Raw genomic sequence first — 18,708 nt, 5'->3', positions numbered from 1 at the left:
TCTGGAGTGTGAAATTAAAGGCTACCCTTAGTAGATGGGATAGTACCAGCTGCGCGTGCATCAAGTTCTGCGGCCATTCGCAAAGCACGTCCAAACGCTTTAAAGACGGTTTCACATTGATGATGGGCATTGTCGCCACGTAAATTATCAATATGCAGGGTTACTAACGCATGATTCACAAAACCCTGAAAAAATTCACGTGTGAGATCAACATCAAAGCCGCCGATCATGGCGCGGGTAAAGGGGATATGGTATTCCAGACCTGGGCGACCAGAGAAATCAACCACCACGCGCGATAAGGCTTCATCCAATGGCACATAAGCGTGACCGTAGCGACGTATGCCTTTTTTATCGCCGATCGCTTTGGCAAATGCTTGCCCCAGGGTAATGCCGACATCTTCGACGGTGTGATGGGCATCGATATGTAAATCACCCACTGCTTCGATATCGAGATCGATTAAGCCGTGGCGCGCAATCTGATCCAGCATATGATCAAGAAAAGGGACGCCGGTATTGAGCTTTTGCTGACCCGTTCCATCGAGATTGATGGCAACACGGATTTGCGTTTCATTGGTATTGCGGGTAACCGCCGCAATGCGTTGAGTTGAGTTATTCATTTTGATGGCATAGAAGCTGCAAACGCAGCAAGAAAAAGCGCATTCTCTTCCTGAGTACTGACTGTGATACGCAGACAATTCTCAAGCAGAGTATGCATTTTACCTACATTTTTGACTAAAATTTTGTGATTCAACAATTTGGCAAAGACTTGTTCAGCATTTGCAACACGGATCAGCAAAAAATTCGCTGACGATGGAAAAACCTCGACACCTGGTGTTGCCCGTAAGGCAGTAGACAATTTATCCCGTTGCGCGCGTAATTCTGCCGCCTGCGCGTCTAATACTTCAACTCTTTGCAAGACAAATTCGGCAGCGGCCTGCGTTAATACATTGATATTGTAGGGCGGACGTACTTTTTCAAATTCAGCCATCAAGGCATTATTGCCAGCCATGTAGCCGAGACGAATACCTGCCAGACCCAGTTTGGAGACGGTACGCATCACCACCAGATTATCAAACTCGGCGAGACGAGACATAAAGCTAGTCTGGGCAAATGGCTGATAGGCTTCATCCACAACGACCACACCCGTATTGCCGACGGCACGTAAAATCTCGGCCATGTCATCTGCATCATACAAGGTACCAGTCGGATTGTTAGGATATGCCAAATAGATAATAGCAGGCTGATGTTCGACAATTGCCGCCAGCATCGCTACTTTATCCAACGTAAAATCGGCATGTAAAGGTACGCCAACAAACTCGAGTCCAGCAAATTTGGCTGACATGGCGTACATCACAAAACCAGGTAGTGGCGCCAGCACTTTGGCACCCGGCTTAGCACAGGCCACCGACATCATCGCGATCAATTCGTCTGAGCCATTACCGACAATAATGTCATGTCCAGCTGGTACGCCTAATTTTTCAGCAATGATGTGTTTTAGACTACTATAAGAAGGCACCGGATACCGATTCATGGCGACCTGCGCCAGATGCTGCCCCAGTTCTTGTTGCATTTCTTCTGGCAAAACAAATGGGTTTTCCATTGCATCAAGTTTCACATAACCAGCAGATTCTGGCACGTGATAGGCCGATAAACTGGTAATTTCAGGGCGAATTATATTTGTTATGTTGCTGCTACTCATTCCATATACTCCAAGCAGTATGGCATTTCAAAAGCGAAGAAGCCTTTAAAGCTAGATGATAGTATGTAGCCAAAAACCACATACTCCCCCATTCGTCGTTATACAAGCGCCTCTGACGACATTGGTGTCGCTTGTAAACTCAGGCGTCTTTCTATCATTGCGCAATAATCAGGATTTAATTCAAATCCGACAAAATCACGCCCACAACGTTTTGCAGCTACTGCGGTGGTACCGCTGCCCATGAATGGATCAAGAACCACGCCGCCGGGTGGGCAAGAGGCTTTGATAATACGCTCGATAATTTCAAGCGGTTTTTGAGTGGGATGCTCTTCGCGTTCCGCATGTTCACGGTGCAGCCGTGAAACACTCCAGACATCCTTAGGGTTAAAGCCAAGCTCCAACCATTTTGCACCTTCGAAAATTTTCCGGCTGCGCGCCTTTTTGGTGGCAGCATCATACGGGATCCGTATCGCGTCCAGATCAAAATAATAATCTTTGGCTTTGACAAAAAAACCGATGGTGTCATGCACGGAAGAGTATTTGCGCACACTACCTCCCATCGATGGCACCCTTCGGTCCCAGATGATTTCATTCATCATGGTCATGCGTTGCTTGAGCAACACAAACACTTCTGGCGAATACCGCCATGTCAGGAAAATATACAAACTGCCATTCGTTTTCAGCTTAGGCAGCGCGGCATCTATCCATTGCGCCATCCACTCCAGATAGGCTGATGATTCCATCTTGTCGGAATCATTGCCATAATCTTTACCAAGCCCATACGGTGGGTCGGCCAGCAATAAATCGATGCTGGCGTCAGGCAAACGCGCTAAACCTTGCAGCGCATCTTCACAAAAAATCTGATTTCGCCAATCAGTTTTCATGCGTCTGGGCTCATGCGGTCATTCATTTCAAGCGCAATTCTGCACTACGGGCATGCGCCTGCAAACCTTCACCATACGCCAGCTCAGCAGCAACTTTGCCGAGTGTCTGCGCCCCTTCTTCACTAACAAAAATAATCGAAGAACGCTTTTGGAAATCATACACGCCTAGCGGTGAAGAAAATCTTGCAGTACGTGAAGTCGGCAGAACATGATTAGGGCCGGCACAATAGTCACCTAGCGCTTCTGACGAATAGCGACCTAAAAACATGGCACCCGCGTGGCGGATTTTATCTGCCCATTGCTGCGGATTTTCGGCAGAAATTTCTAAATGTTCGGCGGCGATGCTATTGGCAATCTCACAGGCCTCATCCATATCACGCACTTTGATTAAGGCACCGCGATTCGCCAAGGATGTGCGAATCACTTCATGGCGCGGCATCGCTGGCAGCAATTTGACGATGCTGGCTTGAACCGCATCTAAATACGCCTCATCAGGGCACAATAAAATTGATTGCGCTAATTCATCGTGTTCCGCTTGCGAGAACAAATCCATCGCCACCCAATCCGGATTCGTGGTGCCATCGCACAACACTAAAATCTCTGATGGGCCGGCAATCATGTCAATACCAACCGTACCAAAAACGCGACGCTTAGCAGCTGCCACATAGGCGTTGCCAGGACCGACAATTTTGTCGACCTGCGGGATTGTTGCCGTACCATAGGCCAGTGCACCCACTGCTTGCGCACCTCCGATGGTAAATACACGATCGACCCCAGCGATGGCTGCGGCGGCCAATACCAGTGGATTCTTCACGCCATCTGGTGTCGGTACCACCATAATAATTTCTTGTACACCAGCGACTTTTGCCGGAATCGCGTTCATTAATACCGAGGATGGATACGCAGCTTTGCCACCTGGTACATAAATTCCGACGCGATCTAAAGGCGTCACTTTTTGTCCTAATACGGTGCCATCAGACTCTGTATAACTAAAGCCAGCTGAACCACACTCGGTTTTTTGCACTTCGTGATAAGCACGGACTCGCTGCGCCGCTGTTTCTAGTGCGGTGCGACGTTCCGGGCTCAAGGATTGCAAGGCTGCCAGCATTTCATCCTGCGACAATTCCAGTTCAGCAACGCTAGCCGCCTGCAGGCGATCAAAACGATTCGTCGCTTCGATGACTGCGGTATCGCCATTCGCCTTCACGCTCGCCAGAATTTGCGCTGCGGCACGGTCTATTGCTTCGTCTTCACTCGCTTCAAATGCGAGCAATGACGACAATCTCGTAGAAAAATCTACATCGGCAGAATCGAGCCGGGTAATAAGTGAAGCCATGCTTTTCTCTGAAAAATTTACTGATTTAATTTGGAGGCGCGATCAAATGCTTCAAGGATAGGTTGCAACCGTTCACGTTTTAATTTTAATGCCGCCTGATTCACCACCAAACGCGACGAAATATCCATGATATGTTCAACTTCAACCAAATTATTTGCCTTCAGGGTATTACCGGTACTGACCAAATCGACGATGGCATCTGATAAACCAACCAAAGGTGCCAATTCCATCGACCCATAAAGTTTGATCAAGTCAACGTGTACGCCCTTGCTGGCGAAATGCTCACGTGCGGTTTCTGTGTATTTGGTCGCTACGCGCAAACGCGCACCTTGACGCACCGCTTTTGCATAATCAAAACCTGCAGACACTGCCACTGACATGCGACAACGCGCAATATTTAAATCGATAGGTTGATACAAACCTTCACCGCCGTGCTCATGTAGCACATCCTTACCGGCCACGCCAAAATCAGCCGCGCCGTATTGAACGTAGGTCGGTACGTCAGATGCACGGACAATGATCACGCGCACTGCGGGGTCATTGGTTGCCAAAATCAGCTTGCGTGATTTTTCCGGATCCTCAGTTACACGTATGCCTGCAGCTTCTAGCAACGGCAGTGTTTCTTCAAAAATACGGCCTTTGGATAATGCCAATGTCAGTTGTGTCGTCATTATTTCACTCGCTGAATATTGGCACCGACCGCAGACAGTTTCACTTCGATGCGGTCATAGCCGCGATCTAAGTGATAGATGCGATCAATCAGAGTTTCACCCTCAGCCACCATACCAGCGATGACCAACGATGCGGAGGCACGTAAGTCGGTGGCCATAACTGGTGCGCCAATGAGTTTATCGACGCCATTCACCATTGCTGTATGCCCGTCAATTTCGATTTTTGCGCCGAGACGATTCATTTCCTGCACGTGCATAAAACGATTTTCAAAGATGGTCTCGGTGACGCGACTATTACCTTCGGCGATACAATTCATTGCCATGAATTGCGCTTGCATATCCGTCGGGAAACCTGGGTACTCAGTCGTACGGAAGCCGACGGCCTTTGGTCGCGCACTCATCTGCGCACGAATCCAATCAGGGCCAGTAGTCAGAATCACACCGGCTTCACGCAATTTATCTAACGCCACATCCAAAATATCCGTACGAGTATGTGTAACACGAATATCTCCGCCCGTTGCCGCAACAGCGCACAAGAAAGTCGCTGTTTCTATGCGATCAGCAATGACGGTATGGGTCGCACCATGCAAGCGTTCAACCCCTTCAATAACCAAGCGATCGGTGCCGATACCTTCGATCTTCGCACCCATGGCCACCAGCAGATTTGCCAGATCGGTCACTTCGGGTTCGCGTGCAGCATTTTCCAGAATTGTTATTCCATCCGCCAAGGTAGCTGCCATAAGCAGGTTTTCTGTGCCGGTTACGGTAATCATGTCGGTAACGACACGGGTACCTTTTAAACGCGACGCTTTGGCATGAATATAACCAGCCTCAATCGTAATTTCAGCACCCATGGCTTGTAAGCCTTTAATGTGCTGATCAACCGGACGCGAGCCGATGCCGCAACCGCCAGGCAACGACACTTTCGCTTCGCCAAAACGGGCGACTAACGGTCCCAATACCAGAATCGATGCCCGCATGGTTTTCACCATATCGTATGGTGCTTCGAGCTTATCAATCGCATTGCCTCTTAGGGTCGTCACGCCATCTTCTTGCGTTATGCTGACACCCATCTGGCGTAATAATTTGAACATGGTGCTAACGTCTTGCAATGAAGGAACGTTATGCAAGACTAGCTCATCAGACGTCAATAAGGCCGCGCACAGAATCGGTAACGCCGCGTTTTTCGCGCCGGAAATGCGAATATCACCATTCAGGCGGGAACCGCCGGTAATCAATAATTTATCCATTATGCTTGGTACTCTTCTGGCGTCAGGGTTTTCATTGATAAAGCATGGATTTCTTCGCGCATGCGATCGCCCAAAACGGCATAGACCAATTGATGGCGCTGAATCGGACGCTTGCCAGCAAATGCGGCAGAAACAATGACTGCATTGAAATGCTGGCCGTCGCCTTCGACTTCCAGGTGAGTACATTCCAAACCAGCTGCAATGTAATTTTTAATTTGATCAGGGGTAGGAAACACGGCGTATCTTTCTAAAACTAAATTAATGACACAAGCTAATTGACGTGAGCTTATTGACGTGAGATTAGTGACGTAACTTATAGCCACTCTTCAACATCTGCAAAGCTATGGTTGCGAGCAAAATAAAGAAGATCGTAACGATGACCAAGCTATTCACGGGGTCTACATCTGAATGACCGAAGAATCCAAAACGGAAGCCATCAATCATGTAAAAAAACGGGTTAAAGCGCGACAATGTCAGCCAGAATGGCGGTAATGAATGAATGGAGTAAAACACACCCGACAAAAACGTGGCTGGCATGATCAGGAAATTTTGAAATGCGGCCAACTGATCAAATTTCTCAGCCCAAATACCCGCAATCAGACCCATCGTACCCAACATTGCCGCGCCCAGCAAGGCAAACAAGATGATCCACAATGGAGAATAAAAACTTAAATTAGCGAACCAGACGGTGACAATAAATACACCAGCGCCAACTGCCAAACCACGCAATATCGCTGCCAACACATAGGCACCGAAAATTTCCCAATGAGACAATGGAGGCAACAAAACAAACACCAAATTACCAGTAATCTTTGATTGGATTAAGGATGACGAAGAGTTCGCAAAGGCGTTCTGCAAAACACTCATCATCACCAGGCCAGGCACGAGAAACGCGGTATAGCGAACCCCAGGATAGACTTGCACATGATCTTCAAGTACATGACCAAAAATTAACAAATACAGTAAAGCGGTCATGATAGGCGCAGTAATAGTTTGCGTCGCTACCTTCCAGAAACGGAGTACTTCCTTATACAAGAGAGTATTAAAACCAGTCATGTTCGTCATTTTTAGCCTTCCATGATTTGCAGGAAGACATCTTCCAAGTCAGCTTGCAGCAGTTGCAAATCTTCTATGAGGCAACCTGCCAGTCGGAATTCACTCAACATCGACTCCACTTCTGAATAATCGGTTACACGCAAAATGTGCTGACGCGGATCAGACGGCGTTTCATGGCTAATGATCTTAGCGCGCAGGGCTGTTGGTAAATTGATATTACCTTGCGCCGCCAGAGTCACCCGCAACTGCGAACCAGAAATTCGCTTAATCAATGCCGCTGTGCTATCTAACGCCACTACTTTTCCCTGTTTGAGCATCGCGATACGATTGCACAAGGCCTGCGCCTCTTCCAGATAATGCGTGGTCAGAACAATGGTGTGTCCCTCACGATTGAGGCGCGCGATAAATTTCCACAAAGTCTGACGCAATTCAACGTCCACACCCGCCGTTGGCTCGTCCAGGACAATAACTGGCGGTTTGTGAACTAGAGCTTGTGCTACCAACACTCGACGTTTCATACCACCCGACAGCGCGCGCATATTGGTATCAGCTTTGTTCGTCAGATCAAGGTTTTCCATGATCTCGTCAATCCACTTGTCGTTATTTTTGATTCCAAAATAGCCAGACTGCATACGCAAGGTTTCACGTACGGTAAAAAATGGATCAAATACCAACTCTTGCGGCACGACGCCAAGCTTACTACGGGCATTGCGATAGTCACTGACCACATCATGGCCTTGTACCGTAATCGTTCCCGCATCCGCTCTGTTAAGTCCGGCGAGAATCGAAATCAGCGTCGTCTTTCCAGCACCGTTTGGCCCCAGAAGTCCGAAAAATTCACCTTCTTCTATCGCCAGAGAAACGCCCCCCAATGCCTGAAGAGAGTGGTAACGCTTTTGGATATTACTTATTTGTATGGCTGCCATTTGGCGTGTTTGCACTTATGTGCTCAAAAAGAAATCGGAAAAATGATGAATCAACTACATCGCCACTACGTGAAGAATGACCAAACTATTGATTATAGGGGATTTTCAGTGTTTAAACTGAAAGGGCACACGGCAAAAGCAGTGAAAAACCGTCCCCTGGCGCGAAGCGTCAATGTCGCTCGGCAGGGGAAAGCTGGAATTGTCCGGTCAGACCGTAAAGTTGTATCAAACTGATCACACTTACTGGCACCGAATGAAAATGCAGTGTTTGATGTTTTTTTGCAGCTTCGCGTTGCCATTCAATCATGCTGGCAACTGCAGTGGAATCTATTTGCACCAGGTCGGAGAAATCAAAATCCAACTGCCCTTGTGTAATCGCTGCATTGCCTGCAGCAACTTGCACTCGAGCATTGTTCTGGGTTAGTTCACCTGCTAATTTATACACAGAAAACTCTCACTTACGTAGTAGTTATTATTTAGAAGTTGACTTATTTGGCGCCGAAGCCAACTTCTTATTTTTATCTGACAAAGTTTTAATCAATCCATCAATGCCTGTTTTACTGATCGCTTCAGTAAACGTCCCTTTGTAGGTTTCAACTAACCACGCACCGAGAACATTGATGTCATAGATTTTCCAGCCTGTCGCCGATTTAGCAAGGCGATAGTTCAATTGAATTGGATCACCACGTGACTGAATGACCTGCGAGCGGACTTCGACTTCAGTATCATCTGCAGCGGCACGCATTGGCTTAAATTCAATGCGCTGATCTTTGATTTGCGTAATCGCACCAGAATAAGTAAATACCAGCAAAGTACGAAACTCTTTGATCAACTGCTGCTGCTGGTCAGGTGTTGCATCTCTCCAATTTTTCCCCGCGGCCAAAGAAGTCATGCGCTGAAAATCAATGTACGGCAGAATTTTTGACTCCACCATGTCATAGACGCGTTTTTGATTACCTGCTTGAATTTCTTTGTCGCTTTTCGCTAAATCGATGATTTCCTGACTGATACGTTTCACCATTTGATCTGGCGCTTCATCTGCCGCCATTGCAGGTGCAGAAAACGCCAAACCTGCAAAAGCAATCACAAAAAACTGTGCAAAAAGATTTTTTACTGATGTCATTAATTTCATTTTTTTATCCCTATCTGGCGATCAGCTTCAAGCCTCTGGTCGCTCATTAATCTCACCAATGAATGAGACGGTCATCAAATCTCAGTCACTAACTATTGATCTAATTCAATCTAATCATCGTCCGGATGAATTTCATTCGCTCTACGTTGCAAGTAAGCATCGCGAATAAATACATATTTATCTAATGCAGCGTCCTCAATCAGTGAACCTGCATCCAAAACGCCAGCACGCAAATCAACCAATCTAACCGCACTACCCGAATTACGAATATAAACCGGTCTGTAATATGACCAAGCATCGCCATAGTAATCAAGAGGCGTCGCTATGGCGTCACGGACGGTCGTCGGGCCAATGACTGGTAACACCAAATACGGCCCAGATCTTACGCCCCAAACTCCTAATGTCTGACCAAAGTCTTCTTTGTGCTTACTCAGACCCGCTGAAGAACTAATATCAAGCAGACCACCTAATCCAAAAGTCGAATTTAAGCCCACCCGCATGATACCGTTGACAGTTTCACCCGCCTTGCCTTGCAACAAGCTATTGAAGGCACTCCAAATATCACCAACGTTGCCGAAAAAATTCCCTATGCCTGTTTGCACAAACGATGGCATCACGTCGTGATACATCTGAGCAACTGGTTTGACAACTGCCTGATCGACACTATCGTTAAAGTTAAACATGGCACGGTTAAAGCCCTCTAACGGGTCACGCGGATTTTGGCCAATATTCGTCTTTACAGCGATCGCATCAATCGTTTTATCGGCCTTGGCTTTGATATTTTCGACATTAACTGTACTACAGGCCGTCGTCAACAGACTCAAAGTGATTACCAACATAGCACCTAAATGGGTACGACCATTACTAGTGAACATTTGTTTCATTTTTTCTCTTCCGAACTGCTATCGGTAGCCTTACTAAACAAAAACTGACTAATCAGATTTTCTAAGACGATTGCCGATTGCGTCATTTTTATTCTGTCACCGGCGACCAGATTATTGGTATCGCCACCTGCCTCTAAACCAATGTATTGTTCCCCAAGTAAGCCTGCAGTCAAAATCTTTGCTGAACTATCTTTTGGAAATTGGTAGCGCGTATCCAAGCGCAAAGTAACCGTTGCCTGAAAGGTCTTATCGTCAAACTTGATTTCTGCGACACGACCAACCACCACGCCAGCACTCTTTACCGCCGCCCGTGGCTTCAATCCACCAATATTGTCGAACCGACTTACTACATCATAGGTCTTATCCAGCGAAAGTGAACTCATATTCCCGGCTTGCAAGGCTAAAAACAGCAAGGCCGCCGCACCAAGTACTACGAATAGACCAACCCAGAAATCCAGAGATTTTTTTTGCATCATATTTCCTTACTTAATCCGCTCACCTCAGCAAGAGAGGTGCGTATCTGACATTTACCTTCAATGGCCATTGGCGTCAAACAGATCCGCCAGGGTTAGTACAATAATTCCTATGGGCATAGGTATGGGCATAGTTATAAGTATCAGTATGAAGATGGGCTCATTGTTTACTGAAACATCCACGCCGTCAGCAAGAAATCCAGCCATAACACCAGCAACGATGAAATCACGACTGTACGCGTAGTCGCCCTTGCAACGCCTTCGGGCGTAGGCTGTGCTTCATATCCTTGAAACAGAGCCACAAAAGTCGCAGCAAACCCAAACACAATACTCTTAATCACGCCATTACCAATATCCTGCCAAACCTCAACACCAGACTGCATTTGCGACCAAAAAGAGCCTTCATCGACACCGATCAGCTTTACCCCAACAATGTAGCCACCAATAATGCCCATGGCGTTAAAAATCGCGGTCAGGATTGGCATTGCAATTAAGCCGGCAATAAAGCGCGGCGCAAGAACGCGTTCAATCGGATTCACCGCCATCATTTCCATCGCCGCCAGTTGCTCACCCGCTTTCATCAGCCCAATTTCCGCTGTCAGCGAAGTTCCGGCACGGCCGGCAAATAATAAGGCAGTCACAACCGGCCCCAATTCACGCGTCAGTGCCAGAGCAACCAACAAACCCAACGCTTCTTCGGAACCATAGCGATTGAGTGTGTAATAGCCCTGATAGCCAAGTACAAAACCAACAAATAAACCTGAAATAGCAATAATCACCAGCGAATAATTACCGATGAAATGAATTTGATCGGTAATGAGTCGTGGTCGGCGCCACAAACCTGACGCACTTCGCAAAATTAAAAAGAAAGAACGGGTTGCATAGCCAAGATCACTGGCAGATTCGCGAACCCATTTTCCTATACGCTCAAATATCATGCCTCTCCTTTCAAACCCAGATCATCGAGCAACGACTTACCTGGATAATGGAAAGGTACCGGCCCATCCGCCTCAGCATGTACAAATTGTTTTACGTACGGATCTTCAGAGGCCAACATCTGCTCAGGAGTTCCATTAGCAACAATTTTTCCTTGTGACAAAAAGTACACGTAATCAGCAATCGCAAATGACTCATTCACGTCATGCGATACCAGAATGCTGGTAGACCCCAATGCGTCATTTAAGTTTCGGATTAAATTTGCGGTGACACCCATAGAAATTGGATCCAAACCAGCAAACGGTTCGTCGTACATCATTAATTGTGGATCTAATGCAACCGCACGTGCCAACGCGACGCGACGTGCCATGCCACCAGAAATTTCGGAGGGCATGAGTTGCGCTGCGTTACGCAAGCCAACGGCTTGCAGTTTCAGCATCACCAGGTCACGTATCATCGACTCTGACAAATCGGTATGCTCACGGATCGGAAAAGCGACGTTGTCGAATACGCTCAAATCGGTAAATAGAGCGCCATGTTGAAATAACATGCCCATTTTTCTGCGCATCGCATAAAGACCCTTGTTGTCCAACGTTGGAATTTCTTGTCCGTTGACGCTGAGACTGCCCGATTGCGGGCGAATCTGACCACCAATCAAGCGCAGGATAGTGGTTTTACCTGACCCCGACCCTCCCATAACGGCAATGACTTTGCCGCGCGGGAAATCCATAGTAAGCCCAGACAAAATTGTCCGCTCTCCATAACCGAATTGCACATTACGAATTTCTACGAGATTTGGCACGTCAACGATAAGTTTTTACAAAAACTAGATTGTAATGCAGATCCGGAAATGGAGTTGTGACAAGAAGTATATCGAAAATAGAATCAAATAATAATAATTCTGAATTATCACTTTAAACTAAATAAAAAATTGTAAAAATGTAAATTAATGAATTATTATTTAAATTGTTGTTTTAAAACAAATAAATTTAATGAATTGAAAGTCAGTAATTTATAAATATTTTGCTATTTCCGAAAAGAAAAAGCGACTAATTGCCTCTTTTAGAAGCAAATCAGTCGCTCTTTAATATTGCTAAAAAATTAAATTTAACGTGGCAATAAGGAGCTTCCCATCAAAAATGCATCGACTTCACGTGCACATTGACGACCTTCACGTATTGCCCACACAACGAGCGATTGACCACGACGTATGTCACCTGCAGCAAATACTTTATCAACATTGGTCTTATAACAATCAGCACCATCCGTTGTCGCTTTTGCATTACCGCGAGCATCTTTATCAACGCCAAAAGCGTCCAATACTTGCTGCACAGGAGAAACAAAGCCCATCGCCAAGAGAACCAGATCCGCTTTCATTTCAAATTCTGAATCGGGCACTTCTTGCATTTTCCCGTCTTTCCACTCAACACGGCAGGCAATCAGCTTATCTACTTTGCCAGCTTTGCCTTCCAGGCGTTTGGTCGCCACTGCCCAATCGCGCTCACATCCTTCTTCGTGGGAGGACGAAGTACGCAACTTAGTAGGCCAGTAAGGCCAGACTAAAGGTTTATTTTCTTGCTCTGGCGGTTGCGGCAACAATTCAAATTGCGCTACCGATTTAGCTCCATGACGATTCGAGGTACCGACACAGTCAGAACCTGTATCGCCACCACCGATCACAACCACGTGTTTGCCTGTTGCAAGAATTTGATCCTTGACCTTATCACCCGCATTGACCTTGTTTTGCAAAGGCAAAAAGTCCATTGCAAAATGAACGCCTTTGAGCTCACGACCAGGCACAGGCAGATCGCGCGGCGTTTCGGCACCACCTGCGATGACAACGGCATCAAATTCTTTTTGCAAAGTGTCAGGCGAAATTGTCTCTTTAGACCAGTTAGTTACTGAAGCGGGAAAATCTTTTCCAACAAATACGCCAGTACGGAAAGTCACGCCCTCCGCTTGCATTTGTTCGACGCGTCTGTCGATATGCGATTTTTCCATTTTAAAATCGGGAATACCGTAGCGTAACAAACCGCCGACGCGATCATTTTTTTCAAACACAGTCACATCGTGTCCGGCGCGAGCTAATTGTTGTGCTGTAGCCAAACCTGCGGGACCAGAACCTACCACCGCGACTTTTTTACCCGTTTTAGCAGCAGGAATTTTTGCTGTCACCCAGCCATTTTCCCAACCTTTGTCAATGATGTAGTGTTCTATTGATTTAATACCCACCGCATCTTCATTGATTCCCAGTGTACAAGCCGACTCACATGGTGCGGGACAAATCCGTCCTGTAAATTCCGGAAAATTATTCGTCGAATGAAGTACTTCTAAGGCTTGCTTCACATCCCCGTGATACACCAGATCGTTCCAATCCGGAATGATGTTATTGACTGGACAGCCGTTATTACAAAAAGGAATGCCACAATCCATACAACGTGCAGCTTGTACTTTCGATTGCGCATCATCAAGATGAACTAAAAACTCTTTGTAATGTTTTTTACGAGACTGCGGCGCTTCGCTGGCTTCCTGCAAACGCTGATACTCCATAAAACCGGTAACTTTACCCATAATCTGACCTCAATATCGTTGTGGGCTGTGCGCCCTAAAATCATTTTTTAAACGTTGACATGCTTTGTGCAAATCACATACGCGAAATGTGCCAATGTCGATGTTTTTTTAGTCGCCCGTTTAAGCTGCCTTTTTAAGCTGCCTTTTCGAGCACTGTCGCCGCTTGTTTAGCGGCATACATCTCAGCCAACGCACGTTTATATTCTGTCGGAAATACCTTGACGAATTTGGCACGGCTACGCGCCCAGTCATCCAACAAATTACGAGAACGCGTGCTGCCAGTATGTTTAAAATGTCGTTCAATCAGGTTGCGCAAAATAGCTTCATCAGTCTCGCCTTCACCACCGCGCAAACGGCTGTGCCAGATCGCTTTATCAACGGTTGCTGTCTGCACATCACCAGCCAAGACTGGTTCCAGCGTCACCATCGACAAATTACATTTCGCTTCAAATTCGCCGTCTGGATCATAGACGTAGGCGATCCCACCCGACATACCCGCAGCAAAGTTACGACCAGTATTTCCCAGAACAATCACGGTGCCACCAGTCATATATTCACAACCGTGATCACCAGTTCCTTCAACAACTGTCAGAGCGCCGGAGTTACGTACCGCAAAACGCTCACCAGCCACACCATTAATAAACGCTTCACCAGAAATTGCACCGTATAAAACTGTATTGCCGCAGATAATATTATCGACTGCCCAGCCGCGGAATTCGGTATTTGGACGAATAATGATACGGCCGCCAGACAAGCCCTTACCAACATAATCATTACCTTCACCGACCAGATCCAGTGTCACACCTTGAGCAAGGAATGCGCCAGCGGATTGACCGGCAGTGCCTTGCAATTGAATATGGATCGTGTCATCTGGCAGGCCAGCATGGCCATATTTTTTCGCTACTTCGCCAGAAAGCATTGCGCCAACAGTACGGTTCAAATTTTTAATAGGTGAAATAAACGATACTTTTTCACCTGTTTCCAAAGCGATTTTCGCTTGAGCAATCAGCTTATTGTCTAATGCTTTTTCGAGACCGTGATCCTGAACGTCGACATGACGAATATCTGCATGCGCTGTCGTTTCGGGTTGATGAAATATTTTCGCGAAATCCAATCCCTTTGCTTTCCAATGCGTGATCGCTTTTGATTTATCTAAAAGATCCACACGGCCAATCAGTTCATCGTAAGTGCGCACACCGAGTTGCGCCATGATTTGACGAACTTCTTCTGCAACAAAGAAGAAATAATTCACAACATATTCTGGTTTACCAGAGAACTTGGCACGCAACACTGGGTCTTGTGTCGCCACACCGACAGGACAAGTATTGAGGTGGCATTTACGCATCATGATGCAGCCTTCAACGACCAGCGGTGCCGTTGCAAAACCAATTTCATCGGCGCCCAACATGGCAGCGATCGCAACGTCACGGCCGGTCTTCATTTGACCATCAGCTTGCACCCGTACACGGCCACGTAATCCGTTCAGTACTAATGTTTGCTGAGTTTCGGACAAACCTAATTCCCACGGCGTACCGGCATGCTTAATCGATGATAATGGGGAAGCACCTGTGCCACCATCATGCCCAGCGATAACCACGTGATCCGCTTTCGCTTTAGAAACACCAGCAGCGATGGTACCCACACCCACTTCGGAAACCAACTTGACCGAGATCGATGCTTTAGGATTGACGTTTTTCAAGTCATGAATTAACTGCGCCAAATCCTCAATCGAGTAAATATCATGATGCGGCGGAGGCGAAATCAGTCCAACGCCTGGCACGGAGAAGCGCAATTTCGCAATGTATTCAGACACTTTATGGCCAGGCAATTGACCACCTTCGCCTGGCTTCGCGCCTTGCGCCATCTTGATCTGAATTTGATCAGCCGAGATCAGGTATTCCGCCGTCACGCCAAAGCGGCCAGAGGCGACTTGTTTGATGCGTGAACGTAAGGAGTCACCGTCTTGCAGAGGAATATCGACTTCAATTTGCTTAGGCCCAATGACCGATGCCAGCGTCTCACCTTGCTTGATTGGAATGCCTTTCAATTCTTGTTGATAGCGCGCTGGATCTTCGCCTCCTTCACCGGTATTTGATTTACCACCGATACGGTTCATGGCGATCGCCAATGTCGCATGCGCTTCTGTGCTGATCGAACCCAGTGACATCGCGCCAGTTGCAAAACGTTTGACGATTTCTTTTGCGGGTTCCACCTGATCAAGCGGAATGGCTTTAGCAGGATCAATTTTAAATTCAAACAAGCCGCGTAAAGTCATATGGCGCTTGGATTGATCGTTGATGATCTGCGCATATTCTTTGTACGAGTTGTAGTTGTTAGCACGTGTGGAATGTTGCAATTTAGCAATTGCATCAGGCGTCCACATGTGGTCTTCACCGCGAATACGGAATGCATATTCACCACCTGCATCAAGCGTATTTTCCAATACTGGATCAGCACTGAACGCCAATGTATGCAAACGCAAAGCTTCTTCAGCAACTTCGAATACACCAATACCTTCCACGTTAGAGGCGGTGCCTTTGAAGTATTTGTCAACCAAGGACTTATTGAGACCGATTGCTTCAAAAATTTGCGCTCCGCAGTAAGACATGTAGGTAGAAATACCCATTTTGGACATGACTTTCATCAAGCCTTTGCCTACCGCTTTGGTGTAGTTGTAGATTGCTTTTTCTGCAGAAATATCGCCTGGTAACGAGCTGGCGATATCGGCCAAGGTTTGCATTGCCAAATAGGGATGAACGGCTTCTGCACCATAGCCCGCCAGCAAGGCAAAGTGATGCGTTTCACGCGCCGAACCCGTTTCGACGACCAGACCAGTCGTCGTACGTAAGCCTTTACTGACCAAATGTTGATGTACGGTCGACGTTGCTAACAGAGCTGGAATTGCCACAAAATTTGCATCCATTTTACGATCAGTGATGATCATGATGTTGTGACCAGACTTCACTGCATCGACCACTTCCGCACAAATAGATGCCAGGCGAGCTTCAATACCATCTTTACCCCACGTAATTGGATAGCAGATATCCAACTCATAGGATTTAAATTTGCCCCCGGTGTTGGCGCTGATATTGCGGAGTTTTGCGATATCGTCAAAATTCAATACTGGTTGCGCTACTTCCAGACGCATCGGTGGGTTGATGTTGTTAGTATCGAGCAGATTTGGTTTAGGACCAATAAACGACACCAGGGACATCACCATCGCTTCACGAATAGGGTCAATTGGCGGATTGGTGACCTGCGCAAACAATTGTTTAAAGTAGTTATACAGCGGTTTGAGTTTATTCGACATCACAGCTAATGAAGAATCGTTACCCATCGAACCGATGGCTTCTTCACCGCTGACCGCCATCGGCGTCATCAGGAATTTAATGTCTTCTTGGGTGTATCCAAACGCCTGCTGTCTGTCGAGCAAAGTCGCTGACTCTGGATGCGCGTCGACGTTACCCTTTAACTCATTGAGTTTAATGCGTACGGATTTAATCCATTGCTTGTAAGGCTTGGCATTGGCGTAGGTATCTTTGATCTCTTTGTCGTCAATGATACGTCCTGCTTCCAAATCGATCAGGAACATTTTGCCTGGTTGCAAGCGCCATTTTTTGATTATTTTTGATTCTGGAATCGGCAACACACCGGATTCCGATGCCATCACAACCAAATCATCGTCCGTGACGATATAACGCGCTGGACGCAGGCCATTTCTATCTAATGTACCGCCAATTTGACGGCCGTCGGTAAATGCCATCGCTGCTGGACCATCCCATGGCTCCATCATCGCCGCATGGTACTCATAGAAGGCGCGACGATTTTCATCCATCATGTCGTGATTTTCCCAAGCTTCAGGAATCATCATCATCATTGCTTGGGCAATCGGATAACCCGCCATCACCAGCAATTCCAGCGCATTATCAAAACTTGCGGTATCGGATTGACCTTCAAAAATCAATGGATATAATTTTTGCAGATCGTCGCCCAATACTGCAGACTTCATCACGCCTTCGCGGGCGCGCATCCAGTTGAAGTTGCCTTTGACAGTATTGATTTCACCGTTATGTGCAATCATGCGATACGGGTGAGCAAGCGGCCATTCTGGGAAAGTATTCGTAGAAAAGCGTTGATGTACGAGAGCCAAAGCAGACACACAACGTTCATCTTGCAAGTCTTTATAGTAGACACCGACCTGGTCCGCCAGCAGCAGTCCTTTGTAGACTATCGTCCGAGCAGACATTGAAGGGACAAAATATTCTTTGCCGTGGATCAGTTTCAAGGCCTCAATCGCATGTACGGCTGATTTGCGGATCACATACAGCTTACGTTCAAGCGCATCGGTCACCATAATATCTGGGCCGCGACCAATGAATATCTGCCGAATAACTGGCTCTTTCTCACGCACGGTCGGTGACATAGGCATGTCACGATCAACAGGCACGTCACGCCAACCGAGCACAACCTGACCTTCAGCACGCACTGCGCGTTCAATCTCTTGTTCGCAAGCGAGACGAGAAGCGTGTTCTTTTGGTAAAAAGATCATACCAACGCCGTATTCACCAGGCGGCGGCAATTGCACGCCTTGTTTGGCCATTTCTTCGCGATAGTATTGATCTGGAATCTGAATCAGCACACCCGCTCCATCCCCCATTAAGGCGTCGGCGCCAACAGCACCCCGATGATCGAGGTTCTTCAGGATAAGCAAACCCTGTTCAACGATGGCGTGGTTCTTTTTTCCTTTAATATGAGCAATAAAGCCGACGCCACAAGCGTCATGTTCGTTGGATGGATCGTATAAACCTTGGGCTTGCATAGCTATCTCCAGAGTGCAAAATTGAAAGTCTGTGATGGAGGATAGTGCACTGCAAAAGAAAGTTCAACAGA

The 18,708-nt window shown here is 46.9% G+C and carries 17 protein-coding genes; all 17 read right to left on the bottom strand.

Going from position 1 to position 18,708, the window contains the following annotated elements:
* Positions 1-14: 14 nt before the first annotated feature.
* Positions 15-617, bottom strand: a complete 603-nt coding sequence (hisB, locus tag ACO0K1_RS11105; RefSeq protein ID WP_423019679.1) for an imidazoleglycerol-phosphate dehydratase HisB — start codon at positions 615-617, stop codon at positions 15-17.
* Positions 614-1,699 (bottom strand): histidinol-phosphate transaminase, encoded by a 1,086-nt coding sequence (gene hisC, locus ACO0K1_RS11100; protein WP_423025644.1) that lies wholly within the window; start codon positions 1,697-1,699, stop codon positions 614-616. The genes hisB and hisC overlap by 4 nt, the downstream gene beginning before the upstream one ends.
* A 98-nt stretch (positions 1,700-1,797) precedes the next feature.
* Complete coding sequence (locus ACO0K1_RS11095; RefSeq protein ID WP_423025642.1) at positions 1,798-2,583, bottom strand: DNA-methyltransferase; 786 nt, start codon at positions 2,581-2,583, stop codon at positions 1,798-1,800.
* Between the two features lie 22 nt (positions 2,584-2,605).
* Positions 2,606-3,919 (bottom strand): histidinol dehydrogenase, encoded by a 1,314-nt coding sequence (hisD, locus tag ACO0K1_RS11090; protein WP_423025640.1) that lies wholly within the window; start codon positions 3,917-3,919, stop codon positions 2,606-2,608.
* Positions 3,920-3,936: 17 nt separating this feature from the next.
* Positions 3,937-4,590 carry an ATP phosphoribosyltransferase gene (gene hisG / locus ACO0K1_RS11085; RefSeq protein ID WP_423025638.1) on the bottom strand — a complete coding sequence of 218 codons (654 nt, stop codon included), beginning with the start codon at positions 4,588-4,590 and terminating at the stop codon, positions 3,937-3,939.
* Positions 4,590-5,840, bottom strand: a complete 1,251-nt coding sequence (gene murA, locus ACO0K1_RS11080; protein WP_423025636.1) for a UDP-N-acetylglucosamine 1-carboxyvinyltransferase — start codon at positions 5,838-5,840, stop codon at positions 4,590-4,592. The genes hisG and murA overlap by 1 nt, the downstream gene beginning before the upstream one ends.
* The gene (locus ACO0K1_RS11075; protein WP_423025634.1) at positions 5,840-6,076 is read right to left on the bottom strand and encodes a BolA family protein; all 237 of its coding nucleotides are present in this window, start codon (positions 6,074-6,076) and stop codon (positions 5,840-5,842) included. The genes murA and ACO0K1_RS11075 overlap by 1 nt, the downstream gene beginning before the upstream one ends.
* A 64-nt stretch (positions 6,077-6,140) precedes the next feature.
* A complete protein-coding gene (locus ACO0K1_RS11070) occupies positions 6,141-6,896 on the bottom strand; it encodes an ABC transporter permease (RefSeq protein ID WP_423025708.1) in 756 nt (251 codons plus the stop codon).
* Between the two features lie 11 nt (positions 6,897-6,907).
* Positions 6,908-7,822 carry an ABC transporter ATP-binding protein gene (locus tag ACO0K1_RS11065; protein WP_423025706.1) on the bottom strand — a complete coding sequence of 305 codons (915 nt, stop codon included), beginning with the start codon at positions 7,820-7,822 and terminating at the stop codon, positions 6,908-6,910.
* A 169-nt stretch (positions 7,823-7,991) separates the two neighbouring features.
* Positions 7,992-8,267 (bottom strand): STAS domain-containing protein, encoded by a 276-nt coding sequence (locus ACO0K1_RS11060; protein WP_423025632.1) that lies wholly within the window; start codon positions 8,265-8,267, stop codon positions 7,992-7,994.
* A 27-nt stretch (positions 8,268-8,294) separates the two neighbouring features.
* The gene (locus ACO0K1_RS11055; RefSeq protein WP_423025704.1) at positions 8,295-8,945 is read right to left on the bottom strand and encodes an MlaC/ttg2D family ABC transporter substrate-binding protein; all 651 of its coding nucleotides are present in this window, start codon (positions 8,943-8,945) and stop codon (positions 8,295-8,297) included.
* Positions 8,946-9,064: 119 nt separating this feature from the next.
* Complete coding sequence (locus ACO0K1_RS11050; protein ID WP_423025630.1) at positions 9,065-9,838, bottom strand: MlaA family lipoprotein; 774 nt, start codon at positions 9,836-9,838, stop codon at positions 9,065-9,067.
* A complete protein-coding gene (gene mlaD, locus ACO0K1_RS11045) occupies positions 9,835-10,311 on the bottom strand; it encodes an outer membrane lipid asymmetry maintenance protein MlaD (RefSeq protein WP_423025628.1) in 477 nt (158 codons plus the stop codon). The genes ACO0K1_RS11050 and mlaD overlap by 4 nt, the downstream gene beginning before the upstream one ends.
* Before the next feature lie 167 nt (positions 10,312-10,478).
* Entirely contained in the window at positions 10,479-11,249 is a 771-nt protein-coding gene (gene mlaE / locus ACO0K1_RS11040; RefSeq protein WP_423025626.1) for a lipid asymmetry maintenance ABC transporter permease subunit MlaE, read from the bottom strand.
* A complete protein-coding gene (locus tag ACO0K1_RS11035; protein WP_423025624.1) occupies positions 11,246-12,049 on the bottom strand; it encodes an ABC transporter ATP-binding protein in 804 nt (267 codons plus the stop codon). The genes mlaE and ACO0K1_RS11035 overlap by 4 nt, the downstream gene beginning before the upstream one ends.
* A gap of 305 nt (positions 12,050-12,354) precedes the next feature.
* Positions 12,355-13,818: a glutamate synthase subunit beta gene (locus tag ACO0K1_RS11030; protein WP_423025622.1), complete on the bottom strand. Its 1,464-nt coding sequence runs from the start codon at positions 13,816-13,818 to the stop codon at positions 12,355-12,357.
* A gap of 133 nt (positions 13,819-13,951) precedes the next feature.
* Positions 13,952-18,637 (bottom strand): glutamate synthase-related protein, encoded by a 4,686-nt coding sequence (locus ACO0K1_RS11025; RefSeq protein ID WP_423025620.1) that lies wholly within the window; start codon positions 18,635-18,637, stop codon positions 13,952-13,954.
* Positions 18,638-18,708: the final 71 nt, after the last annotated feature.

It is taken from the genome of Undibacterium sp. SXout20W (genome assembly GCF_049340285.1).
Lineage (GTDB): Bacteria > Pseudomonadota > Gammaproteobacteria > Burkholderiales > Burkholderiaceae_D > Undibacterium.
Note: the sequence above shows the minus strand (reverse complement) of the source record. Positions and strands in the feature narration are given on the sequence as shown.

Bases quoted from the DNA above. Each gene is read 5' to 3' on its own strand.
- hisB (WP_423019679.1), bottom strand. From the start codon at position 617: ATGAATAACTCAACTCAACGCATTGCGGCGGTTACCCGCAATACCAAT.
- mlaD (WP_423025628.1), bottom strand. From the start codon at position 10,311: ATGCAAAAAAAATCTCTGGATTTCTGGGTTGGTCTATTCGTAGTACTT.
- ACO0K1_RS11050 (WP_423025630.1), bottom strand. From the start codon at position 9,838: ATGAAACAAATGTTCACTAGTAATGGTCGTACCCATTTAGGTGCTATG.
- mlaE (WP_423025626.1), bottom strand. From the start codon at position 11,249: ATGATATTTGAGCGTATAGGAAAATGGGTTCGCGAATCTGCCAGTGAT.
- ACO0K1_RS11095 (WP_423025642.1), bottom strand. From the start codon at position 2,583: ATGAAAACTGATTGGCGAAATCAGATTTTTTGTGAAGATGCGCTGCAA.
- ACO0K1_RS11065 (WP_423025706.1), bottom strand. From the start codon at position 7,822: ATGGCAGCCATACAAATAAGTAATATCCAAAAGCGTTACCACTCTCTT.
- murA (WP_423025636.1), bottom strand. From the start codon at position 5,840: ATGGATAAATTATTGATTACCGGCGGTTCCCGCCTGAATGGTGATATT.
- ACO0K1_RS11025 (WP_423025620.1), bottom strand. From the start codon at position 18,637: ATGCAAGCCCAAGGTTTATACGATCCATCCAACGAACATGACGCTTGT.
- ACO0K1_RS11055 (WP_423025704.1), bottom strand. From the start codon at position 8,945: ATGACATCAGTAAAAAATCTTTTTGCACAGTTTTTTGTGATTGCTTTT.
- ACO0K1_RS11070 (WP_423025708.1), bottom strand. From the start codon at position 6,896: ATGACTGGTTTTAATACTCTCTTGTATAAGGAAGTACTCCGTTTCTGG.
- ACO0K1_RS11030 (WP_423025622.1), bottom strand. From the start codon at position 13,818: ATGGGTAAAGTTACCGGTTTTATGGAGTATCAGCGTTTGCAGGAAGCC.
- hisG (WP_423025638.1), bottom strand. From the start codon at position 4,590: ATGACGACACAACTGACATTGGCATTATCCAAAGGCCGTATTTTTGAA.
- hisD (WP_423025640.1), bottom strand. From the start codon at position 3,919: ATGGCTTCACTTATTACCCGGCTCGATTCTGCCGATGTAGATTTTTCT.
- hisC (WP_423025644.1), bottom strand. From the start codon at position 1,699: ATGAGTAGCAGCAACATAACAAATATAATTCGCCCTGAAATTACCAGT.